This window comes from Streptomyces glaucosporus (assembly GCF_039533345.1).
Lineage (GTDB): Bacteria > Actinomycetota > Actinomycetes > Streptomycetales > Streptomycetaceae > Streptomyces > Streptomyces glaucosporus.
In genome coordinates, this window is sequence record NZ_BAAATJ010000003.1 from 46,810 (window position 1) to 70,524 (window position 23,715).

Annotated in this window: 24 protein-coding genes; 14 read left to right on the top strand and 10 right to left on the bottom strand. The window is 75.7% G+C overall.

Annotated features, from left to right (window positions below; genetic code table 11):
- Window positions 1-88: 88 nt before the first annotated feature.
- Window positions 89-1,699: a peptidoglycan-binding protein gene (locus ABD358_RS04435; protein ID WP_425576256.1), complete on the bottom strand. Its 1,611-nt coding sequence runs from the start codon at window positions 1,697-1,699 to the stop codon at window positions 89-91.
- Window positions 1,700-2,489: 790 nt separating this feature from the next.
- On the opposite strand from ABD358_RS04435, the gene ABD358_RS04440 reads away from it, so the two are divergent.
- The 8 genes from ABD358_RS04440 (at window position 2,490) to ABD358_RS04475 (ending at window position 9,812) form a co-directional block, all read left to right on the top strand.
- Window positions 2,490-3,785: an SCO2321 family membrane protein gene (locus ABD358_RS04440; protein WP_344629504.1), complete on the top strand. Its 1,296-nt coding sequence runs from the start codon at window positions 2,490-2,492 to the stop codon at window positions 3,783-3,785.
- Complete coding sequence (locus ABD358_RS04445; RefSeq protein WP_344629505.1) at window positions 3,782-4,525, top strand: SCO2322 family protein; 744 nt, start codon at window positions 3,782-3,784, stop codon at window positions 4,523-4,525. Before ABD358_RS04440 ends, ABD358_RS04445 begins: the two co-directional genes overlap by 4 nt.
- On the top strand, window positions 4,522-5,694 hold the full coding sequence (locus tag ABD358_RS04450) for an energy-coupling factor transporter transmembrane component T (RefSeq protein ID WP_344629506.1): 1,173 nt from the start codon (window positions 4,522-4,524) through the stop codon (window positions 5,692-5,694). The genes ABD358_RS04445 and ABD358_RS04450 overlap by 4 nt, the downstream gene beginning before the upstream one ends.
- Window positions 5,691-7,322 carry an ABC transporter ATP-binding protein gene (locus ABD358_RS04455; RefSeq protein ID WP_344629507.1) on the top strand — a complete coding sequence of 544 codons (1,632 nt, stop codon included), beginning with the start codon at window positions 5,691-5,693 and terminating at the stop codon, window positions 7,320-7,322. The genes ABD358_RS04450 and ABD358_RS04455 overlap by 4 nt, the downstream gene beginning before the upstream one ends.
- Entirely contained in the window at window positions 7,319-8,188 is an 870-nt protein-coding gene (locus ABD358_RS04460) for an ECF transporter S component (RefSeq protein ID WP_344629508.1), read from the top strand. The genes ABD358_RS04455 and ABD358_RS04460 overlap by 4 nt, the downstream gene beginning before the upstream one ends.
- A 36-nt stretch (window positions 8,189-8,224) precedes the next feature.
- Window positions 8,225-8,977, top strand: coding sequence for a hypothetical protein (locus tag ABD358_RS04465; protein WP_344629509.1), 753 nt, complete (start codon window positions 8,225-8,227; stop codon window positions 8,975-8,977).
- Window positions 8,974-9,300: a hypothetical protein gene (locus tag ABD358_RS04470; protein WP_344629510.1), complete on the top strand. Its 327-nt coding sequence runs from the start codon at window positions 8,974-8,976 to the stop codon at window positions 9,298-9,300. Before ABD358_RS04465 ends, ABD358_RS04470 begins: the two co-directional genes overlap by 4 nt.
- 182 nt (window positions 9,301-9,482) lie before the next feature.
- Complete coding sequence (locus ABD358_RS04475) at window positions 9,483-9,812, top strand: antibiotic biosynthesis monooxygenase family protein (protein ID WP_344629511.1); 330 nt, start codon at window positions 9,483-9,485, stop codon at window positions 9,810-9,812.
- A 69-nt stretch (window positions 9,813-9,881) separates the two neighbouring features.
- Here the strand turns inward: ABD358_RS04475 and ABD358_RS04480 are convergent, their stop codons facing one another.
- Window positions 9,882-11,930: an MDR family MFS transporter gene (locus tag ABD358_RS04480; protein WP_344629512.1), complete on the bottom strand. Its 2,049-nt coding sequence runs from the start codon at window positions 11,928-11,930 to the stop codon at window positions 9,882-9,884.
- Window positions 11,931-12,251: 321 nt separating this feature from the next.
- On the opposite strand from ABD358_RS04480, the gene ABD358_RS04485 reads away from it, so the two are divergent.
- Complete coding sequence (locus tag ABD358_RS04485; RefSeq protein WP_344629513.1) at window positions 12,252-13,040, top strand: peptidoglycan-binding domain-containing protein; 789 nt, start codon at window positions 12,252-12,254, stop codon at window positions 13,038-13,040.
- Window positions 13,041-13,187: 147 nt separating this feature from the next.
- Complete coding sequence (locus ABD358_RS04490; RefSeq protein WP_344629514.1) at window positions 13,188-13,874, top strand: HAD-IA family hydrolase; 687 nt, start codon at window positions 13,188-13,190, stop codon at window positions 13,872-13,874.
- Window positions 13,875-14,004: 130 nt separating this feature from the next.
- Here ABD358_RS04490 and ABD358_RS04495 read toward each other — a convergent pair whose 3' ends face one another.
- On the bottom strand, window positions 14,005-14,586 hold the full coding sequence (locus tag ABD358_RS04495; RefSeq protein WP_344629515.1) for a TMEM165/GDT1 family protein: 582 nt from the start codon (window positions 14,584-14,586) through the stop codon (window positions 14,005-14,007).
- A 257-nt stretch (window positions 14,587-14,843) separates the two neighbouring features.
- On the bottom strand, window positions 14,844-15,674 hold the full coding sequence (locus ABD358_RS04500) for an ABC transporter permease (RefSeq protein WP_425576240.1): 831 nt from the start codon (window positions 15,672-15,674) through the stop codon (window positions 14,844-14,846).
- A gap of 221 nt (window positions 15,675-15,895) precedes the next feature.
- Between ABD358_RS04500 and ABD358_RS04505 the strand changes: the two genes are divergently transcribed.
- Together ABD358_RS04505 and ABD358_RS04510 are read left to right on the top strand one after the other, a co-directional pair.
- Window positions 15,896-16,558, top strand: coding sequence for an HNH endonuclease family protein (locus ABD358_RS04505; protein WP_425576257.1), 663 nt, complete (start codon window positions 15,896-15,898; stop codon window positions 16,556-16,558).
- Between the two features lie 325 nt (window positions 16,559-16,883).
- A complete protein-coding gene (locus ABD358_RS04510; RefSeq protein WP_344629516.1) occupies window positions 16,884-17,498 on the top strand; it encodes a DedA family protein in 615 nt (204 codons plus the stop codon).
- A 91-nt stretch (window positions 17,499-17,589) separates the two neighbouring features.
- Here ABD358_RS04510 and ABD358_RS04515 read toward each other — a convergent pair whose 3' ends face one another.
- The 3 genes from ABD358_RS04515 to ABD358_RS04525 are packed head-to-tail and all read right to left on the bottom strand — an operon-like array spanning window position 17,590 to window position 19,532.
- Window positions 17,590-18,411 carry an SAM-dependent methyltransferase gene (locus ABD358_RS04515; protein WP_344629517.1) on the bottom strand — a complete coding sequence of 274 codons (822 nt, stop codon included), beginning with the start codon at window positions 18,409-18,411 and terminating at the stop codon, window positions 17,590-17,592.
- A gap of 41 nt (window positions 18,412-18,452) precedes the next feature.
- Window positions 18,453-18,689 (bottom strand): DUF397 domain-containing protein, encoded by a 237-nt coding sequence (locus ABD358_RS04520; RefSeq protein WP_344629518.1) that lies wholly within the window; start codon window positions 18,687-18,689, stop codon window positions 18,453-18,455.
- Window positions 18,690-18,692: 3 nt separating this feature from the next.
- Window positions 18,693-19,532: a helix-turn-helix domain-containing protein gene (locus tag ABD358_RS04525; RefSeq protein ID WP_344629519.1), complete on the bottom strand. Its 840-nt coding sequence runs from the start codon at window positions 19,530-19,532 to the stop codon at window positions 18,693-18,695.
- A 186-nt stretch (window positions 19,533-19,718) separates the two neighbouring features.
- On the opposite strand from ABD358_RS04525, the gene ABD358_RS04530 reads away from it, so the two are divergent.
- The gene (locus ABD358_RS04530) at window positions 19,719-20,141 is read left to right on the top strand and encodes an ATP-binding protein (RefSeq protein ID WP_344629520.1); all 423 of its coding nucleotides are present in this window, start codon (window positions 19,719-19,721) and stop codon (window positions 20,139-20,141) included.
- Window positions 20,142-20,351: 210 nt separating this feature from the next.
- Here ABD358_RS04530 and ABD358_RS04535 read toward each other — a convergent pair whose 3' ends face one another.
- From ABD358_RS04535 to ABD358_RS04545, 3 genes are read right to left on the bottom strand one after another with little or no spacing between them, the layout of a single operon-like run.
- Window positions 20,352-21,218 carry an AraC family transcriptional regulator gene (locus ABD358_RS04535; RefSeq protein ID WP_344629521.1) on the bottom strand — a complete coding sequence of 289 codons (867 nt, stop codon included), beginning with the start codon at window positions 21,216-21,218 and terminating at the stop codon, window positions 20,352-20,354.
- Between the two features lie 34 nt (window positions 21,219-21,252).
- The gene (locus ABD358_RS04540; RefSeq protein WP_344629522.1) at window positions 21,253-21,696 is read right to left on the bottom strand and encodes a hypothetical protein; all 444 of its coding nucleotides are present in this window, start codon (window positions 21,694-21,696) and stop codon (window positions 21,253-21,255) included.
- A complete protein-coding gene (locus ABD358_RS04545; protein WP_344629523.1) occupies window positions 21,693-22,253 on the bottom strand; it encodes a flavoprotein in 561 nt (186 codons plus the stop codon). The genes ABD358_RS04540 and ABD358_RS04545 overlap by 4 nt, the downstream gene beginning before the upstream one ends.
- Before the next feature lie 102 nt (window positions 22,254-22,355).
- Between ABD358_RS04545 and ABD358_RS04550 the strand changes: the two genes are divergently transcribed.
- Complete coding sequence (locus ABD358_RS04550; protein WP_344629524.1) at window positions 22,356-23,552, top strand: helix-turn-helix domain-containing protein; 1,197 nt, start codon at window positions 22,356-22,358, stop codon at window positions 23,550-23,552.
- Window positions 23,553-23,715 lie beyond the last annotated feature (163 nt).

The window sequence follows — 23,715 nt, forward strand, 5'->3', positions numbered from 1 at the left end:
CCGGGACGGGTCCCGGCCCCCGGAACGCGTCGGTCCGCACCACCGCGCGGTGGTGCGGACCGAGGTGTCGGCGCGGGTGTCCCGCGGGCTACCGGCCGGCCTGCAGGGCGCCCCAGGTGCCGGCGCCGACGATGCCGTCCACGGCCAGACCGCGGGTGCGCTGGTAGTCGCGGACGGCGGTGTCGGTGGCCTGGCCGAAGAGTCCGTCGGTGCCGACGGTCCGGCCGAGGGCGGCCGTCAGGGCGCGCTGGAGCCGCCGTACGTCCTCGCCCGAACTCCCCTGCCGCAGCGTGGGCGTGGCGCCCGCCGAGAGCAGGGCCGTCCAGGTGCGGGCGCCGACGGCGCCGTCGGCGGTCAGGCCGCGGTTGCGCTGGAACGCGCGCACCGCGCCCTCGGTGGCGGCGCCGAAGACGCCGTCCACCGCGCCGGCGTCGAAGCCGTTCTGGTTCAGCAGGTGCTGGGCGGCCTTGACCTGGGCGCCGGTGGAGCCGCTGCGCAGCGTGCCGTAGGAGGCGAAGTCCAGCTGGACGGGGGCGGTGGCGTCGCCGCCGCGCACCAGCTGCATGTAGTACGTCCAGTTCCAGTTGGGTCCGGGGTCGGTGTGGTCGTTGCCCGGGACCTCGTGGTGGCCGACGATGTGCGCGCGGTCCCTGGGGATGCCGTGGCGGTCGCACAGGTGGCGGGTGAGGGCGGCCGAGGAGCGGTACATGGCGTCGGTGAACCACGCGGGGTTGTCGACGTAGCCCTCGTGCTCGATCCCGATGGAGTAGGGGTTGCCGGACCGGGCGTGCCAGGCGGTGTCGCGGTCGCGGACCGTCTGTGTGACCTGCCCGTCAAAGGAGCGGATCACGTAGTGGGCGCTGACGTCCGCGTCCGGGTTCTGGAACCAGCCGATGGCCCCGGCATAGGAGCCCTGGGTGACGTGGACGACGATGTGGGTGATCGGCGACGTGCGGCCGGCGGTGTAGTTCCCGGAGTGCGCCGGCGCCCACAGGGCGGGCGGGTAGTCGGTGCTCAGGGCGCCCGTCCCGGAGGACTCCGGGGAGGCGGCGGGGCCGGCGGGGTCTCCCAGGGGGCGGACCTCGGCGTAGCGGCCGAGTTCGGGGTCGACGTCCCGCGGCTCCACGGTGACGCGCTCGCCGGCCGGGGTGAGGGCGCTGAAGCCGTCCGCCAGGAAGTCGTAGACGGCGTCGGCGTAGAGCCTCGCGGTCCGGGCGTCGTCCGCGCCGCCGTAGCGGGCCACCACGGGGTACCAGGCGTCCGGGTCGCGGCGTTCGGCTGCGTCCAGGCCCGACTCGTCGGCGTAGGCGCGCAGTACGGCGGCGGCGCCGAGGACGTTGGCGGCGGTGTCCCGCCTCAGGTCGGCCTCCGGTTCGCCGGTCAGCTCGGCGGCCTCCTCCAGGGTGCGGTGCACGGGGTTGTCGACCAGGTGCATCACGCCGTAGCCGCCCGCGTGGCTGGGCTTCCCGCCGTGGTCGTCGAGGCGGCTCTCCCCGTAGCCGACCGCGACGAGCAGGTCCCGCGGGACCTGGAACTCCTCGGCGGCCCGGGCGAACGCCCGGTTCACCGGGGCGGACGGCGCCGGGCCGTCCGCGGGGGCGGCGCCCGCGGGCCCGCCCGTGAGGAGCAGTGCGGCGGCGGCCAGGCCGCCGAGCACGGACGCGGTTCTGCGTCTCGGTGCCGTGGAGCGTCGGGACATCTTCTTCCTCCAGGTCAGCATGCGCGTGGGGGTGGGCGGCATCCCGGGGGGCGGCCCGCTCACGCCGGTGGACGGGGAGGCTTTTCTACCGATAAGTCATGTACACGTCAAGGAGAGAACGGAGGGGACCGCCGATTTCCACCCGGCGTACGGAGGGAATTCACGGACCGGTTCCGGAAAAGCCCCCGGCACCGCCCCCGCCTGCGCGGATCCCTCCCCCGGCGCGGCCGTCCACGCGCCGGGGGATTCCCGCGCCCCGAGCGTCCCGGACCGGCGCTACGCGCGTCAACGAATTGCGCCTGAAATCCGGGGATTTCTTTGGTGTGAACCACTGGAGGAAATCGGTGAGGATGCCGAAAGAGCCGCCCGGCCCGTTCTCCGGCCGGAGGATTTCCCCAACTCCCCGAAGGCGTGCGGGACATGCCCCCGGCGGGGCCGCCGGACGGCCCGGAGCCCCGTGTGATCCCGCTCCCACCGGCGGCCGGCCCCGGTCGCCCGCCCGTTAGAGTGAGCCGACGAACGTCATGTGCCCGAGCGGGGGAAGCCGGTGCGAATCCGGCGCTGACCCGCAACCGTGAGCGCGGCGGACGCACCCCGTCCCCGCCGGAGCCGGAACACCCGCCCGGGCACGAGCAGGCTCCCGGGGCCGCCTCCGCCGTCCGGCGGGGCGGCCCCGGACCGGCACCGTCGAGGAGTGCGGAGCCGAGCCCGGTGTGCCCCGTGCGGCGAGCGCGGTCGGCCGGCCGCGCACGGCTGCGCCCGGAAGACGCCCACGAGAAAGGCACCCGCCATGTCCCTGCGCCGCACCGTCGCGGCCCTGGCCGCCTCCGCCGCGCTGTGCGCGGCCGCGGCCCCCGCAGCCTCCGCCGAGGAGTCGCCGTCCGCGCAGGCCCCGGCGGAGAAGAACCTGCCGTCCGCGCTGTACGGGAAGGGCGACCCGCGGTACGACGGCGTGTGGCGCCAGTCGCTGGCCCTGCTGGCCCAGGACACTGCCGGGGTGAAGCCCGCCGGGAAGGCCGTGGAGTGGCTGGCCGGGCAGCAGTGCGAGGACGGCGCCTTCGCCTCCTACCGCCCCGACCCCACCGAGCCGTGCACCACCGACACCGTGGCCGACGTCAACGCCACGGCCGTCGCCGTCCAGGCGCTGGCCGCCCTCGGCGGCCACGACGAGCGGGTGGGGAAGGCCGTGGAGTGGCTGAAGCTGGTCCAGAACGAGGACGGCGGCTGGAGCTACAACCCCGGCGGTCCCAGCGACGCCAACTCCGTCTCCCTGGTGATCGGCGCCCTGGTCGCGGCGGGCGAGGACCCGGCGAAGGTGCTCTCGGCCAAGGACGGGAAGTCCCCGTACGACTCCCTGGCGGACTTCCGCCTCGGCTGCGACGCGAAGGCCGGCGAGCGCGGCGCCTTCGCCTACCAGCCCGACGACAAGGGCCGGCTGGCCGCGAACGACGACGCCACGGCCGCCGCCGTCCTGGCGGCGCTGGGCGAGGACCTGGTCGTCGAACCCGGCGGCGCGAAGGCCGCCGCGTCCGCGGCCCCCGACTGCGGCGAGGGCGGGGACGAGGAGCCCGCCCCGGCCGAGGCGGCCCAGGGCGGCGCCGCCTACCTGGCGAAGGTGCTGGAGAAGAACGGCGGCCACCTGACGTCCGCCATGCCCGGTGCCGAGGAGCAGCCGGACTACGGCAACACCGCCGACGCCGTGCTCGCCCTGGCCGCCGCCGGCCACCGCGACGCGGCGGAGGAGTCCCTGGCCTGGCTGGAGGAGAACGCCCCGCGGTGGGACCAGTTCAAGAGCAGCCCGGCCGCCCTGGGCCAGCTCGTCCTGGCCGCCCGCGCCGCCGGCGGCGACCCGTCCGACTTCGGCGGCGCCGACCTGGTGGAGCTCCTGAACGCCACCGGCCCGGCCCCGGCGTCCGTCCCGGCGGACGGCGGGGACGACGGCAAGGACGGGCAGGACGGCAAGGGCGGGCAGGACCCGGCGGACGACGGCGGCCTGCCGATGACCTGGCTCGCCGCCGGCGCGGTCCTGGCCGGCCTCGTGGCCGCCGCCCTGCTCGCCCTCCGGCGCGGGAGGCGGTCCCGGTGATCCTCCCGCGCGCACCGCGGCGAGCCGCCGCGTCCCTCCTCGCCGTCCTGCCGGCCGCCGCCCTGGTGGTGGCCGGCGCGGCGCCCGCGCACGCGGAGGGGTACCGCTACTGGTCCTTCTGGGAGCGCGACGGCGGCACGTGGACGTACGCCACCCAGGGACCGGGCACGCTGCGGCCCGGCGACGGGGACGTGCTGGGCTTCCGGTTCGCCGTGAGCGAGGACTCCGCCGACGCCGAACGGCCCCGCGGCAGCGCGGACTTCGAGGAGATCTGCGGCGGCACCGAGCCGCGCGGGGACGGCAAGCGGATCGCGCTGAACGTCGACTTCGGCACCCCGGCCGACGCCCCCTCGGGCGAGAGGCCGCCAAAGGGCCGCACCGTCTGCGCGGTCGTCCCCGAGGACGGGACCGCCGCCGACGCGCTGGCCGCCGCCCTCAAGCCGCTGCGGTACGACTCGAGTTCGCTGCTGTGCGCCATCGCGGGCTACCCGCGGACGGGCTGCGGCGAGCAGGTCTCCGGCACCGACACCGACAACACAACCGGCAACACCGGCAACACCGCCGACGGCACCGACAAGGCGGGCGGGGCGGCGGACGGACGCAAGGACGCCGGGGACGGTACGGCCGGCGCCTCCGAGGACACCGGAGGCGGCTCCCCCGCGAGCGCGATCGTCGGCGCCGCCGTCGTCGCCGTCCTGTTCGCCGCGGCCGTCCTGCGGGCCCGCCGGCGCCGGTCATGACCCTCCCGGCCGCGCTGCGCGCCCCCCGGGCGACCCGCGCCAACGCCCTCCACGCGGGCGCGTGGTGGCTGTGGGCGCTCGGACTGGCCACGGCCGCCTCGCGGACCACCAACCCGCTGCTGCTGGCGCTGATCGTGGCCGTCACCGGGTACGTCGTCGCGGCCCGCCGCACCGACGCCCCCTGGGCGCGCGGCTACGGCGTCTTCCTCAGGCTCGCCCTGCTGGTGCTGGCCGTCCGGATGGCGTTCGCCGTGCTCCTGGGCTCCCCGGTCCCCGGCACCACCGTGCTGTTCACCCTCCCCGAGATCCCCCTGCCCGACTGGGCGCAGGGCGTGCGGCTCGGCGGCCGGGTCACGGCCGAGGGACTGGCGCGCGCGTTCTACGACGGACTCAGGCTGGTCACCATCCTGGTGTGCTTCGGCGCCGCCAACTCCCTGGCCAACCCCGCCCGGCTGCTGAAGTCCCTGCCCGCCGCGCTGTACGAGGCGGGGATGGCGGTGGTCGTGGCGATGACGTTCACGCCCCACCTGATCGCCGACGTCCGGCGGCTGCGCGCCGCCCGCCGGCTGCGCGGCCGCGACGACAGGGGGATCAGGGCCGTGCTGCGGATCGGACTTCCGGTCCTGGAGGGCGCGCTGGAACGCTCGGTGGCGCTGGCCGCCTCGATGGACGCCCGCGGCTACGGCCGTACCGCGCAGGTGCCGCCCGCCGTCCGCCGCACCACCGCCGCCCTCACCCTGGGCGGGCTGCTGGGCGTGTGCGCCGGAACGTACGGGCTGCTGGCCGCCCAGGGCGCCGGCTACGGGCTGCCGGTGCTGCTCATCGGGCTGGCCGCCGCGCTCGGCGGACTGCGGCTGGGCGGGCGCCGCTCGGTGCGCAGCCGCTACCGGCCCGACCGCTGGGGGGCGCGCGCCTGGCTGGTGTCGGCCTCCGGGGCCGTGGCCGCCGCGGCCGTGGTCCGGGCCGCCTCCGCCCTCCCCGAGGAGCTCAACCCGACCACGGTCCCCCTGACCGTGCCCGGACTGCCGCCGTGGCCCGCGGCGGCCGTCCTGATCGGCCTGCTCCCGGCCCTCGTCGCGCCCGTGCCGGCCGACGGGCCCGGCGCGGGCGACGACGAGGGCCGGCGGCCCGGAAAGACCCCGCCGGCGAAGGAGACGACCCCCGCATGATCCGCTTCGACCAGGTCTCCGTCACCTACCAGGACGCCGCCGCGCCCGCGCTGCGCGGCGTGGACCTCACCGTCGACGAGGGCGAGCTGGTGCTGGTCGTCGGCCCGTCCGGCACCGGCAAGTCCACACTGCTGGGCACCGTCTCCGGGCTCGTCCCGCACTTCACCGGCGGGACCCTCCACGGCCGGGTGACCGTGGCCGGCCGCGACACCCGCGACCACCGGCCGCGCGAACTGGCCGACGTCGTCGGCACCGTGGGCCAGGACCCGCTCGCCCACTTCGTCACCGACACCGTCGAGGACGAACTCGCCTACGGGATGGAGTCCCTGGGCCTGCCCGCCGACACCATGCGGCGCCGGGTGGAGGAGACCCTCGACCTGCTGGGCCTGGCCGAACTGCGCGACCGGCCCATCGCCACCCTCTCCGGCGGGCAGATGCAGCGCGTCGCCATCGGCTCGGTGCTCACCACGCACCCGAGGGTGCTGGTGCTGGACGAGCCGACCTCCGCCCTGGACCCGGCCGCGGCCGAGGAGGTGCTGGCCGTGCTCCAGCGGCTGGTCCACGACCTGGGCACCACCGTGCTGCTGGCCGAGCACCGGCTGGAGCGCGTGGTGCAGTACGCGGACCGGGTGCTGCTGCTGCCCGCGCCCGGCGCCGCGCCCGTCCTGGGCGATCCGGCCGAGGTGATGGCGCTCTCGCCGGTCCACCCGCCCGTGGTGGCCCTGGGGCGGCTGGCCGGCTGGACCCCGCCGCCGCTGTCGGTGCGCGACGCGCGGCGCCGGGCGTCCGGCCTGCGGGAGCGGCTGGCGCCCCTCGCCCCGCCCCCGGCCCGCGGGCCGTCCGGGACGCCGCCGCTGGCCGAGGTCTCCTCGCTCAGCGTCCACCGCGGCCGCGTGCCCGTCCTCCAGGACGTGGACCTGACGGTGCGGCCGGGTGAGACGGTCGCGCTGATGGGCCGCAACGGCGCGGGCAAGTCCACCCTGCTGAACACCCTGGTGGGGGTGCACGAGCCGGCGCGCGGCCGGGTGCGGCTGGGCGGCGCGGCCGGTGTCGTCCCGCACCGCACCAAGCCCTCCGAGCTGCTGCGCCACGCCGGCCTCGTCCCGCAGGACCCGCGCGACCTGCTGTACGCGGACACCGTCGCCGCCGAGTGCGCTGCCGCCGACCGGGACACGGGCGCCGAGCCCGGCACCTGCCGCGCCCTGGTGTCCGCCCTGCTGCCGGACGTGCCCGACACCACGCACCCGCGCGACCTGTCCGAGGGCCAGCGGCTGGTGCTGGCGCTGGCCGTGGTCCTCTCGGCCGCCCCGCCGCTGCTGCTCCTGGACGAGCCGACGCGCGGCCTGGACTACGCGGCCAAGGAGCGGCTGACCGGAGTGCTGCGCTCCCTGGCCGGCGACGGCCACGCCATCGTCCTGGCCACCCACGACGTCGAACTGGCCGCCGAACTCGCCCACCGGGTGGTGGTCCTGGCCGACGGGGAGGTGGTGGCGGACGGCCCGTCCGCCGAGGTCGTCACCTCCTCCCCCGCGTTCGCCCCGCAGGTCGCCAAGGTCCTCTCCCCGCAGCCGTGGCTGACGGTCGGCCAGGTGCGGACGGCCCTGGAGGAAGCGGGGGAACGGGGATGACGGGAACCAGCCCCCGCACCGCCGGCCGGCGGGCGCGGCCCGTCCGGCTCGGGCCGCGCTCCGCCGCGGCCATCGGCCTGGTCTCGGCGGTCGGCGTCGCCGCCTTCGGCTGGCCGCTGCTGGCCGACCCGGACTCCGGGCTGGCCCACTCCCACGACGCGCCCTGGCTGTTCGCGCTGCTGATGCCGCTGCTGCTGGCCGTGGCGGTGGCGGCCGTCGCCGACACCGGCCTGGGCGCCAAGGCCGTGGCGATGCTGGGCGTGCTGGCCGCCGCCGGCGCCGCGCTGCGCCCGCTGGGGGCGGGGACGGCCGGGCTGGAGCCGATGTTCTTCCTGATGGTGCTCTCCGGGCGGGTCCTGGGGCCGGGGTTCGGGTTCGTCCTGGGGGCGCTGTCGATGTTCGCCTCGGCCCTGCTGACCGGCGGCGTCGGGCCGTGGCTGCCGTTCCAGATGCTGACCACGGGCTGGGTGGCGATGGGCGCGGGCCTGCTGCCGGGCCATCACCGGCTGCGCGGGAGGCCGGAGTTGGCGGTGCTCACCGTGTACGGGGCCGTCGCCGCCGTGCTGTACGGCACGGTGATGAACCTCTACGGCTGGCCGTTCATCCCCGGCACGGCCACCGGCATCTCCTACGATCCGGGCGATCCGGTCGAAACGAAGCTGGCCAAGTTCGCCGCCTACGTCCTCGCCACGTCGATGGGTTGGGACCTGTCGCGCGCGCTGCTGACCGCGGTGCTCACCCTCGCCCTGGGCGCGACGGTGCTGCGGGCGCTGCGCCGGGCCGTGCGGCGGGCGGCGTTCGACGCCCCGGTGGCCTTCACCAGCGCTTCGTTTGCGGGGGACAAAGGCGGCAACGCGGACGGGTGACAGCCCGAGCAAGGGGACACTCGTGGAAGGCGAGCCATGTCCACAGGCTTGATCATCACTCTGATCGTGGTGGCGGTCGTCGTCATCGCACTCGCCCTGTACCTCGCCCGCGCGCGGAAGGGGCCGCACTCGCTGCGGCGGCGCTTCGGGCCCGAGTACGAGCGGACCGTCGCCCAGCACGGCGGTGACGTCAGGGCCGCCGAACAGGAACTCCAGGAGCGGCTGCGGCGCCACGGGAACCTGCGGCCGCAGCCGCTGACGCCCCGGGAGCGCGAGAGCTACGCCGCCCAGTGGGCCGCGGTCCAGGAGCGGTTCGTCGACTCGCCCGCCGAGGCGGTCGCCGAGGCGGACCGGCTGCTGGGGCGGCTGGCCGAGGCGCGCGGCTTCCCGGGCGACGGGTACGACGAGCAGGTCGCCGCGCTCTCGGTGCACCACCCCGAGCGCGTCCAGGGCTACCGCGAGATGCACGCGGTGGCCGTGCTGGGACGCGAGGGGCAGGCCGACACCGAGCGGCTGCGGGAGGCGCTGGTGCACGCCCGCGCCCTGTACGAGGACCTCGTGGCGCAGACCGCCCCGGACCCGGCCCCGGAGCACCACGGCCGCGACGCGCACGACGCGCACGACGGCCGTGACGCACACGACCGGCACGGCGGCAGCGGCGTCCACGGCGGCGGCGCCCGCTCCGACGGCGGGCCGCACCACGGCCGCCTCGCCGAGAAGCTCCACGCTCTCCGGACGCCGCACCGCCACGAGCCGCACCACCACGACGCGTCGGGGAGGAGCGCATGACCATGACCCACCACGGCACGGCCGGGACGGAGCGGGCCGGCGGGGAGCCGGAGTCCGCGCTCCTGCCGCCGGCCGAGCGCGAGGAGTTCGCCCGGCGCCTGCACCATGCGGTGAACGGCTTCGTCGACGAGCCGCGGCGCTCGGTCGAGGAGGCGGACGCCCTGTTCGACGAGGTCTTCCGCCGCATCGGCGCGCTCGTCGCCGAGCAGCGGCACGGTCTGCGCGCGCCCTGGCACGGCGAGGGCGCGGCGGCGGGGACGGAGGATCTGCGCAACGTCCTGCGCCGGTACCGGGACGCCACCGAGCGGCTGCTGCGGCTGTGAGGACGCGTCCCACGACGGCGGTACGTGGAAGGGCCCGGTCCGTGCGCACGGACCGGGCCCTTCCGCGTACCGCTCCGCGTGTCGCGCCCGACGGTGCCCGCTCCCCGCGCCGGGGGCCCGGGCGCCGTCCGGCCCGCCGTGCCGGGTGCGCCGCCCCGGCGGGCGGAGGGCAGGATGGACCCATGAGCATCGTGAAGATCAACGTCCTGTCCGTCCCCGCCGAGCAGCGGGAGGAGCTGGAGCGGCGATTCTCCTCCCGGGCGGGGGTGGTGGAGTCCTCGGACGGTTTCGAGTGGTTCGAACTCCTCCGCCCGGTGGAGGGCACCGACCGCTACCTGGTCTACACCCGCTGGCGGGACGAGGAGTCCTACCGGGCCTGGATGGAGGGCCCGATGAAGGCCGCCCACCAGGGGCAGGGCGGCGGTGGCGGCGGGCGCCCGGCCGCGTCCGGGGCGGAGCTGTGGACGTTCGACGTCGTCCAGCAGGCCGCGCCCAGGCCGCAGGAGGGCTGACCCGGCCGCCGGGAACCCCGGCCCCTCCCGGCCTCGGCGCCTGCCGCGGCCGGGAGGGGCCCCGCGGCGTCACACCCCGGCCCGCCGCCCGGCCTCCGGACGCGGGCACTCCCTCTCCGAGCCGCCCGTCTCCTCGCTGAGCCGGTGCACCAGCTCGGCGAGGTCGGTGGGCCGGTCGGGCGTCCACCAGTCGCCGAGCAGCTCGGCCAGGCACTCCTCGCGGGCGGCGGCCAGCCGGTCGGCCACCGCCCGTCCCCGGGCGGTGGGGATCAGGGGCAGCCCCTCGCGCACGGCCAGCCCGCGCTCCTCCAGTTCGCGGGCCGCCTCCAGGGTCACCTCCAGCGGTACTGTGCTGCGGTCGGCCAGCAGGGCGGGCTCGACGGAGCCGTAGCGGTGGATGCGCAGCAGCATCCAGCAGGACGCGGGCCCGAGGTCGGCCCCGGCCCGTTCGCCGATGCGCCGGTAGAGGTCCCGCCGGCCCTGCCGGTTGCCGAGGAGCGACAGGGCGCGGGCGACCTCCTCGCCGGAGGAGCGCTCCACGGGGTTGGGCGGGATGACCTCGCTGGCGTCGGGGGACCTGACGCTGCCGCGCAGGGGGTCCTCCCTCAGGAACCAGGCCATCACGAAGGCCGCCAGCACCACGGGCACCGCCCACAGGAAGACGTCGGTGATGGAGGTGGCGTAGACCCCCAGGACGTCCCGGCGGACCTCCGCCGGGAGCGTGCCGACGGCCCGCGGATCGGCCCGCAGCCCCTCCGCGCTGACGCCGGGCGGCAGCGTCCGGCCCCGCAGGGCGTCGGCCATCCGGTCCGCCAGGACGCTCGCGAAGATCGTGCCGAAGACGGAGACGCCGACCGAGGAGCCGATGGAGCGGAAGAAGGTGGTGCCGGAGGTGGCCACGCCCAGGTGCGCGTAGGGCACGGCGTTCTGCACGGCCAGGATCAGCACCTGCATCACCAGTCCGAGGCCCAGGCCGAACACCAGGAAGGCGCCGCTCATCTGCCAGGTGGTGCTGTTCTCGTCGAGGTTGTGGAGCAGCAGCAGGCCGGCCGCGGTGACGGCGGTGCCCACCACGGGGAACACCTTCCAGCGGCCGGTGCGGCTGATGATCTGGCCGGAGCCGGTGGAGGTGACCAGCACGCCCAGCACCATCGGCAGCATGTGCACGCCGGACATGGTGGGCGAGATCCCGTGGACGACCTGGAGGAAGGTCGGCAGGTAGGTCATCGCGCCGAACAGGGCGAAGCCGACGACGAAGCCGATGGCCGAGCAGAGCGTGAAGGTCCGCACCCGGAACAGGCCGAGCGGCAGGACCGGTTCGGCGGCCCTCCGCTCGACGAGGACGAAGGCGGCCAGCGCCGCGACGCCGAGCACGGCCAGGCCGGCGACCTGCGGCGACGCCCACTCCCAGGTGGTGCCGCCGAGCGAGGTGATCAGCACCGCGCAGGTGGCCACCGTGGCGATCAGCACGATGCCCGCGTAGTCGATGCGGTGCTTCTCGCGGCGGACCGGTATGTGGAGGACGGCGGCGATGACGGCGAGGGCCACCACGCCCACCGGCAGGTTGACGTAGAAGACCCAGCGCCAGTCGAGGTGCTCGGTGAACAGGCCGCCGAGCAGGGGGCCGAGCACGCTGGTGGCGGCGAAGACCGCGCCGAACACGCCCTGGTAGCGGCCCCGGTCGCGGGGCGGGACGATGTCGCCGACGATCGCCATCGACAGCACCATCATGCCGCCGCCGCCCAGGCCCTGGACGGCCCGGAAGGCGATCAGCTCGGGCATGTTCCGCGCGAGTCCGCACAGGACCGAGCCGGCCAGGAAGATGACGATCGATGCCTGGTAGAGGCGTTTCCGTCCGTACTGGTCGCCGAGTTTGCCCCACAGCGGGGTCGCGGCGGTGGAGGCCAGCAGGTAGGCGGTGACCACCCAGGAGAGGTGCTCCAGCCCGCCGAGGTCGCTGGCGATGGTGGGGAGCGCGGTGGCGACGATCGTCTGGTCGAGGGCGCCCAGCAGCATGCCCAGCAGCAGGGCGCCGATCGCCAGCCACACCGAGCGGCGCGGGCGGTCGGCCCCCGGTTCGGTGGGCGGGGCACCGGCGGCCGGTGCGTGCTGCGTCATGGACTCCTCCTCGCCGACGTACGGGTCCCGCCGCGCGGTCCGGCGGCGGGCGGCCCGCGGTTCCGTTCCGTGTTCCGTCCGTGGCGAGTGCCCCGGGATCACCGTGCCAAGCGGGGAGCTCCGCGGCGGTGCGGCGGGCCACGGGCGGACGTCTCACGACATCGGGTGACCCGGAGGCCATCGAGTAATCTCGTGAGCGTTTCTGAGGGAGGGGAGCCCACAGTGGCGGACACGCCCATATGCCCGGTGTGCCAGAGGCCGGCGGACGCCTCGGGCCGGGCGACGTGCCGGTGCGCCGGGGTGGAGGTGCTGCCGCGGCCGGTGGCGCAGCCGGACGGCGGACCGGATCCGGCCGATCTGGCGATGTTCGAGGGGGCGTCCGACGAGGCCGGCCGTCCGGACGAGGACACGTCCCCCCTGCCGGTGGTGGAGGAGCGGCCTCCCCGCCGCCGTGCGAGGCGCGGTCTGCTGGTCGCCGTGGGCGGCACCGCGCTGGCGGCGGTCGGTTCCGCCGCGCTGATCGCCGGGGTGTTCGCCCAGGGCGACGACCCCTTCGACGAGGCGCGGTTCGAGGACCGGGGCGGTGCGCCGACCCTGCTGCTGCCCACCGCCGACACCGGGGAGTCCGCACGGCCCGGTCCCGGCGCCACCGCGTCCCCGTCCTCCTCGGCGCCGGCGTCGGCCTCCGCGTCCGCGAGCCCGTCGCGGAGCGGTTCGCCGTCCCCCTCCGCGTCCGCCGGCTCCCCTTCCGCCTCCTCCTCCGGGAAGGCGGACCCTCGGCCGTCCTCCTCCGGCCTCCCGGGTCAGGACGGCCGGGACGGCCGGGACGGGTGGGGCGGCCGGGGCGACGGGGACCGGGAGGACGGCGGGGGGCGGTCGTCCGTGCTGCGCGAGGGCGACACCGGCCCGGAGGTCGTGGAGCTGCAGTACCGGCTGGCCGCGCGGGGCGTCTACCGGGGCGAGCCGGACGGCAGGTACGACGACGGCGTCCGCGAGGCGGTGGCCACGTTCCAGGTGTGGCACGGGGTGCACGGCGACCCGGAGGGCGTGTACGGCCCGAACACCCGGAGGGAGCTGGAGCGCGCCACCCAGGGGCGGGGAGGCCGCTGAGTTCCGACCCGGAGTGGCGCGGGAGCGAACCGTTTTGTATCTTGGAGAAACAAAGTGGTTCCGCCCGTTCCCCGTGCCTGACGCGGGATCCCTGACCGGCGGGCGGACCACTTCGTGTTCTCCGTCCCCACCCGCTGGAGCCTCCGCATGCCGTCGGACACCGCCGCCGCTGCCGTCACCCTGACGGCCCGCGCCCTGCTGCTGGACATGGACGGCACCCTGGTCGACTCGGACGCCGCCGTCGAGCGCGTCTGGCGCGGCTGGGCGGCCGAGCACGGCCTGGACGGGGACGAGGTCATGAAGGTCGTGCACGGGCGGCAGGGGTACGCCACGATGGCCGAACTGCTGCCCGGCCGGCCCATGGAGGTCAACATCGCCGAGAACCGGCGGCTGCTGGCGCAGGAGACCGCCGACACCGAGGGCGTCGTGCCGGTTCCGGGCGCCCCCGCGTTCCTGGCGGCGATCGAGGACGTCCCGCACGCGCTGGTGACCTCGGCGAGCGCCCCCCTGGCCACCGCCCGCATGGCGGCCGCCGGCCTGCGGATGCCACGGGTGCGGATCACCGCGGAGTCGGTCGGCGCGAGCAAGCCGCACCCTGAGGGCTTCCTCAAGGCCGCGGCCGAGCTGGGCTTCGAGCCCGGCGAGTGCGTCGTCTTCGAGGACTCCGGGGCGGGCGTCGAGGCCGGCCGCGCGGCCGGCATGCGGGTGGTCGGCGTCGGCCCCCGGGCCGCCGCCTTCTCCCCCACCGTCCACGCGCCGACGCTGGAGCACGTCCGCGTCGAACCGGGGGACGGCGGCGCCGTGCGGCTGCGCGTCGTCCCCGCGGCCGTCTGAGCCGCCGCCCCGAAAGACACACGCCCCTCCCCCGGAGCCTTCCTCCCCGCCGGCTCCGCGGGAGGGGCGTGGCCGTCCCCCTCCCGCGCACGCGGGAGGGGGACGGCGGGAACGGGGCCCGGTCGCCCGGTCAGGCGGTCAGGGCCTCGTAGAAGCTCAGACCGGCCAGGACGAGCATCACGCAGGCCGCGATCCGGGAGATCAGCTTCAGGGGGACGCGGCGCATCAGCGCACGGCCGCCCAGGATGCCGATGGCCGCGACCGCCCACAGGGCGAGCACCGCGCCGAGGCCGACCGAGAGCGGGCTCTCGTAGCGGGCGGCGAGGTTGGCGGTCATGATCTGGGTGAGGTCGCCGAACTCGGCGACCATGATCAGCATGAAACCGCTGCCCGCCACCTTCCAGAAGGACTGGTCACCGGGCTTGCGGATCTCCTCCTCCCCGTCGTCCTTCTTCAGCAGGAGCACCAGCGCGCCCACCAGGAACAGCGCGCCGGTGATGCCCTGGACCAGGCGCTGCGGGAGCAGGGTGAGCACGCTGCCCGCGGCGACGGCGAGCGTGACGTGGACCGCGAAGGCGGCGGCGACGCCCGCGAAGACGTACGAGGCGCGGTAACGGGTGCCGAGCACCAGTCCGGCGAGTGCCGTCTTGTCGGGCAGTTCGGCCAGGAAGACGACGCCGAAGGTGATGGCGGCGGCGGTGAGACTGAGCACGGAACGGATTCCCTCGTCGGTATCGGGCCGCCGTGCCGAGGGGCTCGCGGGAGCGGACGCACTTCGGCACGGCAGCGTCATGGACACATGGCGTGGGCAGCCATGAACACTGCGGCCGAAGGTCTCGCTGGCGCGGTGCGCGGGCACCGGCTCCGGGCGCCGGGTCGGTCCGTCGAGGACGGGCCGGCCAGTGTGTCGACGGTCCGGCGAAGAGCTACTCCCCTTCAGTCGTCCGACAGCCTACGCGATGCCCCGGGTCACCCGCCGCCCGCCGGCCGGCCCTCCCCCGCGCCGCCGTCCCGGTGCAGCCGCCCGCGCGCGACCAGTTCCAGCACCACCGCGACCGCGACCACCTCCACCAGCAGCAGCGCCACCAGGACGAAGAGCTGGACGGCCCCGGCCCGCACCGGCGAGGCGCCGCCCAGCAGCATGCCGACGAAGGCGCCGGGCAGTGTGACCAACCCCACGGTCCGGGTCTGGTCCAGGGCGGGGACCAGGGCGCCCGAGGCCGCCGGGCGGGCGATCTCCATCCGGGCGTCGCGGTCCGTGAAGCCCAGTGCCAGCGCGGCCTCGACCTCGCCGCGGCGGGTGCGCAGCTCGTCCAGGGCGCCGCGTCCGGCGAGCGCGCTCGCGGTGAGCGCGCCGCCGACGAGGATGCCGGTGACGGGGATCAGCGTGATGCCCCGGAACGGGACGAGCCCGGTGAGCAGCAGGACGAGCACCACCGGCGCCACGCCCGCGGCGATCGGCAGGCCCGCCCACCACCAGGTGCGGTTGCCGGTGACGCGGCGGCCCGCGGTCCGCGCCGCCACCGCGTACATCAGGAGGAGGAAGGCGAGCAGGCTCGGCGCCGCGCCGACGACCCAGCCGATCGCCCAGGAGACGGCGGCGAGCTGGACGGCGGCGCGCGCTCCGGCCGCGAGGACGGCGCGGGCGTGGCCGCGGCCCCGGTCCGGGGCCAGGCGGGCGAGCGCGGCGACGCCCGCGGCGGCCAGGAGGAGGACGGCGAGGACGGCGCCGAGGGCGGGGGTGACGGGCAGCAGGGTGTCGGCTGCCCGGTACGGCGCGGCAGGCGGGATGTCCGGCACTTCGGCAGCCTATGCGCCGGCTGCGGGCTCCCTCCGGAAGCGCCGCGCGCCGCCCGGGTGCGCCGAGCGCGGGAGCCGGTCCCGCCGCGACTCTTGATCTGACGTGCTCATGTCGTCACCCTGTTACCTGGCGACCGCTGGGAGGAAACCTTTCGGCGCCACTCTGTCGGAGTTCTTCCGCTCCTCCATCCCCCCATGCCAAGGGAGTTCACATGCACGGCATGCGCATGCCCACGCCGCGGCGTGCCTTCTACGCGCGTCGATCCACCACTCTCGGCACGCTCCTCGCCCTCTTCGCCGGACTGCTCCTCCTGGGCGCCCCGACCGCCCAGGCCGCGCCGCCCACCCCGCCGAGCGCCTCCACCGCCCGCTCCTACCTGAACGCCCTCACGGTGCGGGCCGAGGGCTCCTCCGACGGCTACAGCCGCGACAAGTTCCCGCACTGGATCACCCAGAGCGGCACCTGCAACACCCGCGAGGTCGTCCTCAAGCGCGACGGCAGCAACGTGGTGCAGGACGGCAGCTGCGCGGCCACCAGCGGAAGCTGGTACTCCCCCTACGACGGCGCCACCTGGTACGCCGCCTCCGACGTGGACATCGACCACGTCGTTCCGCTCGCCGAGGCATGGCGCTCGGGCGCGAGCTCCTGGACCACCGCCAGGCGGCAGGCGTTCGCCAACGACCTGGGCACCGCGCAGCTCATAGCCGTCACCGACGACGTCAACCAGGCCAAGGGCGACAAGGACCCGGCCGAGTGGATGCCGCCGCGCTCCTCCTACCACTGCACCTACGCCCGGATGTGGGTGTGGGTGAAGCACAGCTACGGCCTGTCCGTGGACTCCGCGGAGAAGAGCAGGCTCGGCGGCGTCCTCGCCGGCTGCTGACGCCGGACCCCGCAGGACAAGGGCCCGGCCCCCGTCGTACGGGCCCGCGCCGGTCGCGGCTGTACCGGCGCGGGCCCGCGGTGGCCGGGCGGAACGGGGAGGCAGGTCGCCCGCGCCGCCGCGGCCTCCGGCGTCCGGGACGCCGGCGCGTCCGCTCCCGCCGGCCCACCGCGGCGGACGGCCCGCCGGCCCATGCTCCCGCCTCCCCCGCCGCTTCCCGGGCAGCCGGGAGCGGCGTGGCCCCCGCCGGAGCCCCACGGGTGACGCGGGCGTAGGCTGGACGGCGGTACAAGCCCCCGGTCCGGGGCCGGACCGGGGAGTGAACGTGCAGGAAGCACTGGGGGACTTGCTCTACGCCCCCTGGATCTACGTGCTCATAGCGCTGTCCGTGCTGCTGGACGTCTTCCTGCCCCTCCTGCCGAGCGGCGTCCTGGTGGCCGCGGCGGCCGCCGCGGCGGGCACCGCCGCCGGACTGCCCTCCGAGGCCCCGCTCCCCACGACGTGCGCGCTGGTGGTGTGCGCCGCCTCGGCCTCTCTCCTGGGCGACCTGCTGGTGTACGCCCTGGCCCGGCACGGCAGTGTCCGCCTCGGCCGGGCCGTCGCCCGCTCCCGGCGGCTGTCGTCCGCCCAGGAGCGTCTCGGCCACGTGCCGGCCCGGGGCATCGGCCCCCTGGTCGTCCTGGCCCGGTTCGCGCCGGCCGGCCGCTCGGTGATGGGCCTGGCGGCGGGGGCGGCGCGGCTGCGCACCCGGGAGTTCCTCCCCTGGTCCGCCCTGGCGGGCCTGGTCTGGGCCGTGTACGGCGTCGGCGTCGGCTACCTGGGCGGCCAGTGGACGGGGGCGGCCTGGCTGGGCACGGCGCTCTCCGTACCGGCCCTCCTCGGCGCGGGCTTCCTGGCGGCCCGTCTGGTGCGGCGCGGGCGGACGCGGGGCGCCTCCTGACACGGCGCGGCGCCGCCCGGGCGCGCCCCGCCCCCGCCCCGGCCGCCCCTCACCGAGGGACCGCGCGCCGGGACGGAGGCGGAAGGGCGCGTCAGGGCTTGCGGGCGACGCCCGCGTACAGGGAGACCTCGGCGTCGGTGGCGTCCGCGAGGGGCTGGTCAGGCTCCGGCCGCCAGCGGTGCGGGGGGACCAGACCGGGCTCGACGAACTCCAGCCCCTCGAAGAAGGGCAGGATCTCCTCCTTCGTGCGCTCCCGGCCCATGGGGGAGTTGGCCCCGGCGGCCATCTCGTGCAGCCGCCTCCACGTCTCGGGGTCGAAGTCGGGGGTGCAGTGGGTGAGGGTGAGGTAGCTGCCGGGCGCCAGCGCGTCCACCAGCTTCGCCACCACCTCGTGCGGCTTCTTCTCGTCGCCGATGTAGTGGAAGACCGCGTTGAGGGAGAGGGCGACCGGGCGGCTCAGGTCCAGCGTCTCGTGGAGCTCGGGGTGGCCGAGGATCGTGTCCGGCTCGGTCACGTCCGCGTGGAGGTAGGCCGTGCGCCCCTCGGGGGTGCTGCGCAGCAGGGCCTGCGCGTACCTCAGCACGATGGGGTCGTTGTCGGCGTAGACGACCCGGACCTCGGGGGCCAGGCCCTGGGCGACCTGGTGGAGGTTGGGCTCGGTCGGGATGCCCGTGCCGATGTCCAGGAACTGCCGGATCCCCGCCTCGCGGACGAGCCAGCGGGTCGCCCGGTGCATGAAGGCGCGGTTGACGCGGGCGCCGGTCAGCACCCCGGGCCAGCCGGCGATGACCGCCTCGGCGCCCTTGATGTCGGCCTCGTAGTTGGTCTTGCCTCCGAGGAAGTAGTCGTACATGCGGGCCGAGTGCGGTCTGCTGGTGTCGATGTCGTCGGCGGAGAAGCCCTGCGCGGTCATCTCGTCTCCCGTGGGGGGTGGTGGGTGTGGTCGGGTTCGCCTCAGGCGAGCAGGAAGTCGGCCTCGCCCCGCTTGGCGCCCAGGATGAAGGACTCGATCTCCTGGTGGGTGTAGATCAGGGCCGGACCGTCGGGGTCGTTGGACTGCCGCAGCGCCACACGGCCGTCGCCGAGCTTCATCGCCTCCACGCAGTTGCCGCCGTTGGTCCCGCTCCACGGCTTGTGCCAGCCCTCGGTCCCGAGCTCCTTGGCCGGCATCCCGTTGTAAATGTGACCCATCGGTCAGAACTCCTTGCGAATGGCACCGAGGAACTCCCCGGTACGTCGTACTGATACGGCCTGAGCACCCATGCGGTCCAAGACCTCCAGGTAGGCGGCCGTGTCGGGGCGCTCGTCGAGATAGACGGCGCCGGTGAGGCTTTCGGTGTAGACGATGTCCGGGAGTTCCGGTATGTCGAACCGGAAGAGCTGGAAGGGGCCGAACATGCCGGGATGGGGCCCCGCGTCGAACGGCAGGACCTGGAGCGTGACGTTCGGCAGCTCCATCGCCTCCAGGAGCCGGTCGACCTGCGCCCTCATGACCTCCGGCCCGCCGACGGTCCTGCGCAGGACCGTCTCGTCCATCACGGCCCACAGGCGCGGGGCGTCGGTCTTCTCGAGGAGCCGCTGCCGCCCCATGCGCAGCGCGACGCGGCGTTCGATCTCCTCGTCGGGCGCGTTGGGGAAGCCGGTGCGCAGCAGCGCGCGGGCGTAGTCCTCGGTCTGGAGCAGGCCGGGGACGCAGTGGGGCTCGTAGCCGCGGATGAGGTTCGCGGCGCCCTCCAGGCTCACGTACAGGCCGAACCAGTCCGGCAGGACGTCGCGGAAGCGGTGCCACCAGCCCGGCTTGCGGGATTCCTCCACCAGCGTCAGGAAGGCGTCGATCTCCGGCCGTTCGACCCCGTAGGTCTCCAGCAGCTTCTCGACGAACAGCGGTTTCAAGCCGACTTCGGCCTTCTCCATCCGGCGGACCGTCGCGGTGTTGACGCTGAGCGCGCGAGCGGCCTCCTCGTAGGAGCATCCGGCCTTTTCCCGCAGGTCGCGAAGCCGCAGGCCGAGCACGATCCGCCCGACGGTCGCCACGTTCCCTCCCTCGAAAGCCCTGTCGGAAGGGAAGTCTGACACACCGTCGATGGCTCGGGCAGCCTGCCTTGAATATTCTGCAATTTGCAAGACGCCTCTTGCCTTCTGCCCGAGGCAGCGAGGATAGTGAGGGTCCCCAGGCAGACGTACGGAAGGCGGACGGCCGTGGCGCTTTCTCAAGGCACGATGACGCTCCCGAGCGCGATCGGCGTGTGCCCTGATCTGCGTCAGGAGACCTTCGAACTCCCGGCTCAGGCGGTCTCCGTCGCCGACGCCCGCAACCGCGCCTTCGACCGGCTGCTCCAGTGGGGCGTCCCCGTGGACGTCTGCCACACGGCGCGGCTGGTGGTCTCCGAACTGTTCGCCAACGCCGTGCTCCACACCGACAGCGACCGGATCGGCTGCCTGCTGCACGTCGCCGACGGCCAGATCCGCGTCGAGGTCCGCGACCAGGGCAGCTACGCGAGCACCCCGATGCTGCTCTTCCCCGGGGCCGAGGAGGAACGCGGCCGGGGCCTCCAGCTCATCGAGACGCTCACCCACTCCTGGGGGGTCGAGTCCGCCGGGCGCGGACTGGGCCACATCGTGTGGGCCGTCATCCGGTCCTGAGCCGTCCAGCGGCCGGATGACCGAAGGGGCCCGGCCCCGTCCCGGCGAGGGGACGGGGCCAGGGCCGAACGGGACGGGGACTCGAGCCGTGTGGGGGCGGCTCGGGTCCCTCCCCGCGTTCCGGCGCGCCGGCCGGTTCCGGCGACCACCGCGGGGACCTCGGCGGCCGTGCGGGCGCGTCACCGGACCGCGGCGGGCCCTTCCGCGACCTCAGGCCGCGGTCCGCTCCACCGGGATCCACAGCTCCGCGTCCGCCTCGGCGCCGTCCGCCGACAGCCGGGTGCGCAGGATCTCCGGGCCCGGCCTGCTCCGGTAGGGGTTGGAGGGGAACCACTGGGTGAACACGTCCCGCCACAGGTACTGGAGCGCCCGCGGGAACTCGCCCGAGCTCTCGAAGACCGCCCACGTGCCCGCCGGCACGGTGAGGACGTCCATGTCCCCGGGCGCCTCGGCGCCGGTCACCACGCCGTGCCAGTAGTCCAGTCCGCTGCCCTCCGCCCGGTCCGCGGCGATGCCGTCGCTCACCCCGACGACCCCGCGCGGCTCCTGGTCGGAGAGCCCTTCCAGCCGCTCCCGGACCTCCCGGTCGACGCTCCGCACGAACCCGGCGATCGCCGGGTTCGTGCCCTCGTGCACCAGGGGGACGCGCGCCTTCCTGCCGACCACGGCGAACTCCCCCTTCTCCACCACCCGGTACCGCATACCACCGCTCCCTTCCACGACGAGCCGGAAGGACATCCGGGGCTGGGAGTGCAGGGCGGCGCCGGTCCGCCTGGCCTCGCCGGGGCCGACGCCGTGCACGGCGCGGAACGCGCGGGCGAACGCCTCGCCCGAGCCGTAGCCGTACCGCACCGCGATGTCGAGCAGCGTCCGCTCCCCCGCGAGCACCTCGGCGCCCGCGACGGTGAGCCGGCGGCGGCGGACGTACTCCGACAGCCCCATCCCGGCCAGCGCGGAGAACAGCCGCCGCAGGTGGTACTCCGAGGTGAGGGCGATCCGCGCCAGTTCGGCCGCGTCGACCTGCCGGTCGAGGTTCCGCTCGATGTGCTCCATGGCCCGGTTCAGCCGCTCCAGCACTCCCGGCCCTCCTTCCTTCCCTGTGCCGTCCACGCTAGGAAGGGCGGCCCCCGCCGGACCCGACATCCCGTGCCCGGTCCGGTCGGGTGGCGGGCCCGGCAGTCCGGGAGGCGGGACGCCCGCCGGGCGGGCCCGCCCGGCGGCGGCGGAGGACGGTCCCGGCGACGACCTCGACGCTCCCGGCCGCCACCAGGCAGGACGCCGGCTCCGTCCCGCCCGCGTCGGCGTCGAAGGCGACCAGCACCGGGGGCGTCTCGCCGACGCACCGGGCGACCAGCGCCTCCTCCTCACGGGTGGGCTCCCGGAACACCGGATCGTGGAAGGCCGCGGGGCACACCACGAACAGCGGGTCGCCGAAGACCAGCTCCAGGCCGTGCGCGTACGTCAGGTCGTACCCGGCGCCCAGCCGCAGCCGGCCGGCGTTCCACTCGACGACGTCCCAGTCCCACCACGACCCCTCGGGCAGCCGGACGATCACCCCGCCGCCCCCGCCGCCCCCTCCACCGCGTCCTGGGCGGCGTCCAGCGCCAGGTGCCACGGGTACGCCTCGGGCCGCCCCCGGCCCGGGGGGTTGGGCACGAACCCGCCGGGCCCGTACAGCACCCGCACCCCCGCCCGGCGCAGGGTCTCCAGCGAGCGGTCGAACTGCGGGTGCGTGGCATAGGCCGAGTTGACGCACGGCATCACCACCAGCGGGATGCGCTTGCCGATCGCCTCCGCGGCGAACCCCACCACGAACGTCGAGGTGATGCCCAGCGCGCACGCGTTGACCGTGTTCAGCGTCGCCGGCGCCACCACCACGGCGTCCGCGCGGGGCCACACCTCCGGCAGGCCCGGCAGCCGGTAGGAGCTGCGCACCGGGCGCCCGGTCAGCTCCTCCAGTTCCGGCAACCGGTCCGCCAGCCACTCCCGCGCGGTCGGCGTCACCCCCAGGCACACGTCCCACCCCCGCGCCCTGGCGTCGCGGACCGCGCGGTCGATGTGGAGGACCGGCAGGGCGGCGCAGCCGAAGAGGTACAGAACTCGGTTCGTCATGCGGGGAAGTCCACCACATGCGGCCGACGCGGGGTCCGGTCCGGCGGGGCCGTCCGCGGGTACCTTTCCGGGCAGTGCAGCACGGAACGGAAGGACACCGGTATGCCCGTATCGGACGACGAGCACATCGGTTACCGGATCGCCGCCCTGCGCAAGCGCGCCGGGCTCACCCAGCGGGGCCTGGCCCAGCGCATCCCCTACTCGTACAGCCTGCTGCGCCACGTCGAGAGCGGGCACAAGAAGGCGTCCCCCCAGCTCGTCGCGGCCGTCGCCCGGGCGCTGCGCGTCGACGTGGCCGCCCTGACCGGGCACGCCGAGCACCCCCTGCGCCCCGACCGGGTGGCCGCCCTCGTCCGGCCCATCCGCGAGGCGCTCGACCTGTACGACCTGCCGACCGACCCCCGCCAGGCCGGCGCCTCCCCCTCCGACCTGATCGCCGCCGCCGACGCGCTCTGCCGCGACGTGCGCGAGGCCCGGCTGTACCAGGCCGCGGCGAGCCTGCCGGGACTCCTGACGGACCTGACCGCCTCCTGCCACGAGCGCCCGAGCACGGAGCTGTGGCGGGCCATGGCATCCGCCTGCCGCAGCGCCCACGACGTGACGACGAAGCTCGGCCGCTACGACCTGGCGGTCATCGCGCTCGACCGGATGGGCTGGGCCGCCGAGCGCGCCGGCGATCCGCTGCTGGGCGCCATCCGCCAGTACAAGAGGGCCCTGTCCTACCGCGCCCGGGACGCCGATCACCGGATCGGCCTGCGCATGGCGGCGCACGGGCACCACCTGCTGGAGCAGGCCGGCCGGGAAGCGCGGAGGAGCACGGAGAGCCTGGCGGTGGCCGGGCAGCTGCACCTGGGCGCGGCGGTGATCGCCGCCCGCGCGGGCGACCGGCCGGCCGTCGAGGAGCACCTGGCGCAGGCGTCCGAGACGGCCGCGCGCACGGGCGAGGTCGGGGCGGTGCACTGGCTGTCCTTCGGCCCGGCGAACGTCGGGGCGCACGAGGTCTTCGCCCGGCTGGAGCTGCGGCAGTTCGACGAGGCGCTGGCGGCGGCGCGCGCCGTCCGCCCGCCGCGCGGCTGGGCGGCGTCGCGGCGGGCGGCCCTGCTGGTGGACGTGGCCCGCGCCGAGCTGGAGACGGGCCGGGCGGAGGCGTCGCTGGCCTCGCTGCTGAAGGCCCGCAGGCTGGCGCCCCAGCAGACCCGCTTCCACCCCCGGGCGCGGGAGACGGTGCGGGGGCTGCTCCACCTGCGGCGCCGCTCCCCGGACACGCTGACGCGGCTGGCCTCCTGGATCGGGCTGTGAGCGGGCGGTCCGGGCCGCCGGGCCCGCTCGGGTGTCACCGAAGAGTGACAGTTGAGGGGGTGCCGCGCCGCCACCCTGGGGCCGTAAGCGATCAGTGACGACGTCCTGGGACCGCCGTGCGCCCGGCGTCCGGGCCGGCCGGGCCGCCGGCGGCTCCCCGGAC